This is a genomic window from Candidatus Neomarinimicrobiota bacterium (assembly GCA_041862535.1).
Taxonomy (GTDB): domain Bacteria; phylum Fidelibacterota; class Marinisomatia; order SCGC-AAA003-L08; family TS1B11.
The window spans coordinates 1-5537 of record JBGVTM010000256.1; the positions used below are offsets into that span (position 1 = coordinate 1).

The window sequence follows — 5537 nt, forward strand, 5'->3', positions numbered from 1 at the left end:
CCGAGCTGAATCCATGTATAGATAAAAAACAGGCCGGAGCGGGCGTAATCTACCAGCTCGTTGCCAAAGCTATCCAGCCGCACGTTAGTATCAGATAAATAGGGTGCGAGGTCCCTCAGGGGTATACCCATTAATACCGGTGACAGCTCGCTCAAGCCTTCGTTGATCCATGTCGCCTCCCTCGTATCCCAGCCGTAGTGAATCAGGTGTTGATACTCATGAGCCAGTGTACTGAACATATTGATGGCCTGAGGACCTGAAAAGGTACCGGGGTTGGTGTCCAGGTAAATAATGTCCGCCAGATTACCCCTTTGCCCTTGATCCAGGGGATCGAAGTAGCCGGCCACGTAGGTCTCGGAAGAATCGAGTACGAAATCGTCCCGGACATCGATGAGCAGGATGAACACCTTGCCGTTATGGTCAATATCGGGGGGCGGACCGAACACATCTTCCGCGATGGGTTTAATGCCCCGATCGGGGTCGATTGAGCCCTCGAAGGTATGGTCCCTGAAGGCGGCCACCAGCGTGTCAACGGCAGGGGCGTCCACGTTTCCCGAGTCCCATTCCGCCGCCTCGACGTAGACGCTAAAAGCGGCATCATCGTGCATAAGATAAAATTCAACTTCGATAAGGGTACTGCTGGTGTAATGCTCCCGAATAAGGAAAGTGGGATTATCAGTGGGGATTCCTCGCCTGTAAAGGACGGTTGTTTCTTCAACAGGAAGCTGGACAATCTCAGGGAGACCGCATATAGGGGCAGGCTCCTGGGAATGGAGAACACCGGCGGCCATCAAAAGTGCCGGGAGGACCTTATGGCAGGGTCTCATCCCGCAGGTCTCTGGTCATCAAGTCGGCGATAGCCTGGCGAGGGTTCTTATCTTTAAATAATACCTGGAATACTTCGCGGCAAATGGGCATCTCTACCTGCAGTTTTCCAGCGAGGTCCATAACCGACTGGGCCGTATAAACACCCTCCGCCACCATGCCCATATCGTCGATCACCTTTTCAAATTTCCAGCCGCGACCAATCTCTACCCCGAGGCGACGGTTCCGGCTATGGCGGCTGTAGACAGTCACAGCCAGGTCACCCACTCCGCTGAGGCCGGCAAAAGTATGGATGTCCGCGCCCATGGCCACGCCTAACCGGGTGATCTCAGTCAAGCCCCGGGTCACTAGCGCAGCCATGGTATTGTCGCCAAAGCCGAGCCCCACACAGATTCCGGCTGCGATGGCAATCACGTTTTTGATACTTCCTCCCAGCTCCACACCGATGATATCGCTGTTGGCGTACACCCGCATATAGTGGGTACTGAATATTCCCTGCAGCTCCCGGGCATAAGCCAGGTTAGTACTGGCAGCCACCAGGGCGGTGGGAACCTTACGCATTACCTCTTCGGCGTGACTGGGACCATAAATGGAAGCGATCCGGTCACCAGGTACCCCACCAGCTTCTGCAATCACTTCCGACATCCGTTTGAGAGTTCCCCTTTCGATGCCCTTACTGAGGTTGGCTACCCGGTGGTTACTGATAAGGTTGGCAGTCAGTTCCATAACCCGGCGTACTTCCTGAGAGGGTGTTGCCACCACCAGGATCTCACCTCGGGAAATAGCCTCGTTGATGTCAGCGCTTATCACGATGTCATCGGGCAGAATAAAGCCCTCAAGGTGGGGATGCCGGTGCGATTGGGCCAACGACCGGGTGAACTCTTCGCGGTAGTGCCACAGCGTAACGGGATAGCCGGCGTCATGAAGGTGGGCCGCCATGACAGTGCCCCACGATCCTGCCCCTAAAATGGTAAAAGAGACTGCCATCGACTCAGCGTACTACTCCAATCAGAGTAAAGGGTTCCCGATTTTCCTGCAGGTAGCTCTCCAAGGTAGTCAGGTTCTCGGAGGCAACAATTAGTACCCATCCTATCCCAAGGTTGAAGGTGCGGCGCATGTCCGTGGTTTCCACACCCCCTACCTGCTGAATTACCTGGAACACCGGCGGCCATTCCCAGGCGTCCCAGTCAATGGCCGACTGACGCCCACCGGAGAGTAGACGGCCCAAGTTGCCTTCAAGGCCCCCGCCGGTAATATGGGCCGCACCATGAAGCCATGGTTCAATCAGAATTGGACGCATAATCTGCAGGTAGGAACGATGCACTCTCAGCAGTACCTCCCCGACCGTACCTCCTAACTCCGGCACTTTCGTATCCACGGTCCATTCGCTCAGTAGAGCCTTGCGCGCCAGGGAATAGCCGTTGGTATGCAGGCCGGTGGAGTGCAGACCCACGAGGATATCACCTACCTGTATAATCCGGCCGGTGAGAAGCGCGCCTTTTTCCACTACGCCCACAATGGTTCCCGAGATATCATATTCCCCTGGCTGGTAAAAGTCAGGCATTTCGGCTGTTTCACCCCCGATTAGAGCACAATCATTTTCCAGACAAGCTGCCGAGATGCCGTCGATGACCGCTTCAAATACATCCCCTTCCAGATGACCGGTGGCAAAATAATCAAGGAAGAATAGGGGTTGGCTCCCGGTGGTCAGGATATCGTTGACGCAGTGGTTCACCAGATCCTGCCCTACCGTATCGTGTCGACCGGTAAGGAAAGCGATTTTAAGCTTGGTGCCTACCCCGTCAGTGCTGGAGACGAGAACCGGCTGCTGGTAATCCTCAGTGGGAAATTCATACAGGCCACCGAAACCACCCAGGTTTGCCAATACCTGGGGACCATGGGTACGACTTACAAGCGCCTTAATTCGCCGGACTGCCTTTTCGCCGGCGTCAATATCGACCCCCGCCGACCGATAGCTGAGTCGTGGCTTATTGGCTGGTGATGACTGGCCCAAGCTATTCGGAGGATTCTATATAAAGGGCTTCGATTTCCTCCCCGAAATGCTCGAAGACCGTCTCCCGCTTAACCTTCAGAGTCGGTGTCAGTTCCCCCTGTTCAATGGTGAACTCTCTTGGAAGGAGGGCGAACTTCCGCACCCGCTCATAGCGGGCAAACGGTTTCATGGCCTGTTCTACCTCCTGATCAAACAGCTCCAGGACCTGAGGATTTTTAACCAATGCATGACGATCTTTACTGGGGAAGGATTTTTCCCGTGCAAAGGCCTCGAGCTTTTCAAAACTGGGTACCAGCAGGGCGGAGATGAAATTTCGCTTGTCACCAATAATCATCACCTGTTCGATATAAGGACTGAGGATTAGAGCGTTTTCGAGCGGTGCCGGAGCGACGTTTTTGCCCCCGGAAGTCACCAGGATGCTCTTCTTTCGGTCAGTAATCTTCAAGTAGCCATCTTCGTCGAGATCGCCGATGTCCCCGGTGCGAAACCAGCTATCAGAATCAATAGCCTCGGCCGTCGCGACGGGATCCTTGAAGTAGCCCAACATGATATTGGGACCTTTGGCCAGAATTTCACCATCATCGGCGATCTTGAGCTCCACGTTGGGAATGGCCGGTCCCACCTTGCCGAATTTGAACTTTTCCAACTTATTGACGGACAGCACCGGGCTGGTTTCAGTCAGGCCGTAACCTTCCAGCACAATCATGTCCAGAGAAGCGAAGAACTCAGCGATATCTGCCGACAAAGGTGCCGCACCGGATACAAAAAACCTTACCCGGCCACCAACCCGTTCCTTGAGTTTGGAGAAGACCAGCTTATTTGCCAGGCCAAATTTTTTGCTCAGCCACCACCCCGGTTTTTCTCCGGCCATAGTGAGTTTCAGCGTGGCCTTCCCCTGTGCCAGCGCCCACCAGAAAATCTTCTGCTTGATTGTCGATGACTGGCTTATACTCTCGATAACCCGGTTGTAGACTTTTTCATAGAACCGTGGCACGCCGATCAAGACGGTGGGCTTCACCTCAACCATGTTCTCCCCCACTTTATCCATACTCTCGGCATAGTACACGGTGGTACCTCTACTGAAAGCCAGGAAATGGCCGGCCATGCGTTCGAAGGAGTGGCTTAAGGGCAGGAATGAGAGCAGCGAGTCCTTATCATCAATGTAAATACACTGCAGCGAGTCTTCAATGTTGGACACCATATTATGATGGCTCAACATCACTCCTTTGGGCTCACCGGTGGTGCCAGAGGTGTAGATAAGGGTGAGCAGGTCATCCGGCTCGCAGGCGGTACACATGGCTTCAAAATCGAGGTTTTTTTCCTTACCGTATTCGTGTCCCTGTTCAAGAAGGTCAATGAAAGAGATGATGGCGCGATCCTTCTCATCGGCTGCTTTGCCCGTGACCCGGGCATCATTCATCACCACCATAGTAGTCAGATCAGGACATTCATCCCACACTTCCAGGATCTTACCGGCCTGTTCCTCATCCTCGGCAAAAATAACCCGGGATTCACTATGCTGAAGGATATAGGCTACCTGGGGGGGCGCGAGTGTGGGATAGATGGATACAGTAGCACCACCGGTGCACAGGATACCATAATCCGCCATGGCCCATCGCGGGCTATTGTTGGATACGATAGCTACCTGAACCCCCTTTCCAACGCCCAACGATACTAGACCATAGGCTAGGTCTTCGACGCTGGTGCGGATATCCTTACCTCTCAGCCCTTCCCAGTGATCTTTACGTTTGTTATAGTAGAGATATTTGTCAGCATAAGTAGATGTGGTCTGAAGAAACATTTCAGTGATAGTTCGGAAGGCCATGGCAAACTCCTTATGATGGATTGCACTCGGAATAAAATTTATGTGCCAGGGATATAAGATACCACAAACATAATATATAGAGAAAAGTAATCTCTAGGAAAGTCCTCTGCAGGGACCTAAAACGATTGCCTACTCCCTTGACTCCAGTGGGAGCACATGCATAGTGTTATCCTGAACGGCCTTTTCCGCGCGGCCTCCTGGCGAGGTCAGCAGCCCCACAAGTGCCCGGGTACATTTCAAGAGCCCGATTCGCATACTGGTCGATAGGATGCAACTATGAAGTGCCAATGCCAGGCGTAAACGAACAATAGCCTATCCGATCGCACTGCTCCCGCATTTTATCCCAGACGACAGGGTCGTCAATTTTTTCCAGGGCCAGGGGATAAAGTACATTGTTTTCTTTCTGGATGTGCAGCACAATATTGGAAATGATCCTGTCCGTTGTTTCGTCGATCTCTGCCTGCAAAGTGGCAAAGGTCTTCTTCACAGGCCCCTCATCGGCCAAGTTCAGAAGCCGTTCCTTCATCGGGCGCAGGAGTTTATGCTCTTGTCGCATGACTTCCGGTGGACCTGAGATTCCTCGCCTCTCGAGCTCAAGACAGACGACTTCTTCCTCCCGCAAGTGGTGATTATCCGCGTCCAGGAGCAGCTCCGCACAGCGGTGTATTTCACCAAAGATATCCTGGCAATCCTCCAGGCAGGACTTGTCCATCAAGGTATTTCTCAGATTGTCAAGTTTCCGAAGGATCCCGATTATCTTCCTGTGCTCGCTGACCAAAGTGTGAATAACATGACCTTCCGGGACCTGCTCCAGTAATCGCTCGCCTCCACGATCAGTGCTTAAAATAACAGCCAATTTTTCGTCTGACATGG

The 5537-nt window shown here is 53.1% G+C and carries 5 protein-coding genes; all 5 read right to left on the reverse strand.

Annotation, left to right across the window (positions count from 1 at the left end; genetic code table 11):
* The coding region (locus ACETWG_09455; protein MFB0516811.1) for a hypothetical protein at positions 1 to 827 on the reverse strand (827 nt) is incomplete at its 3' end.
* A complete protein-coding gene (locus ACETWG_09460) occupies positions 811 to 1812 on the reverse strand; it encodes an NAD(P)H-dependent glycerol-3-phosphate dehydrogenase (protein ID MFB0516812.1) in 1002 nt (333 codons plus the stop codon). The genes ACETWG_09460 and ACETWG_09455, both read right to left, overlap by 17 nt.
* A 4-nt stretch (positions 1813 to 1816) precedes the next feature.
* Positions 1817 to 2839 (reverse strand): phosphoribosylformylglycinamidine cyclo-ligase, encoded by a 1023-nt coding sequence (gene purM, locus ACETWG_09465; protein MFB0516813.1) that lies wholly within the window; start codon positions 2837 to 2839, stop codon positions 1817 to 1819.
* Between the two features lies 1 nt (position 2840).
* Entirely contained in the window at positions 2841 to 4664 is a 1824-nt protein-coding gene (locus tag ACETWG_09470) for a long-chain fatty acid--CoA ligase (GenBank protein ID MFB0516814.1), read from the reverse strand.
* Between the two features lie 274 nt (positions 4665 to 4938).
* Positions 4939 to 5537 (reverse strand): hemerythrin domain-containing protein (locus ACETWG_09475; GenBank protein MFB0516815.1); only part of this gene is annotated, 599 nt, incomplete at its 5' end.

What these genes read in the sequence shown, in the direction of transcription:
- ACETWG_09460 (MFB0516812.1), bottom strand. Translation starts at nt 1,812, where the DNA reads ATGGCAGTCTCTTTTACCATTTTAGGGGCAGGATCGTGGGGCACTGTC.
- ACETWG_09470 (MFB0516814.1), bottom strand. Translation starts at nt 4,664, where the DNA reads ATGGCCTTCCGAACTATCACTGAAATGTTTCTTCAGACCACATCTACT.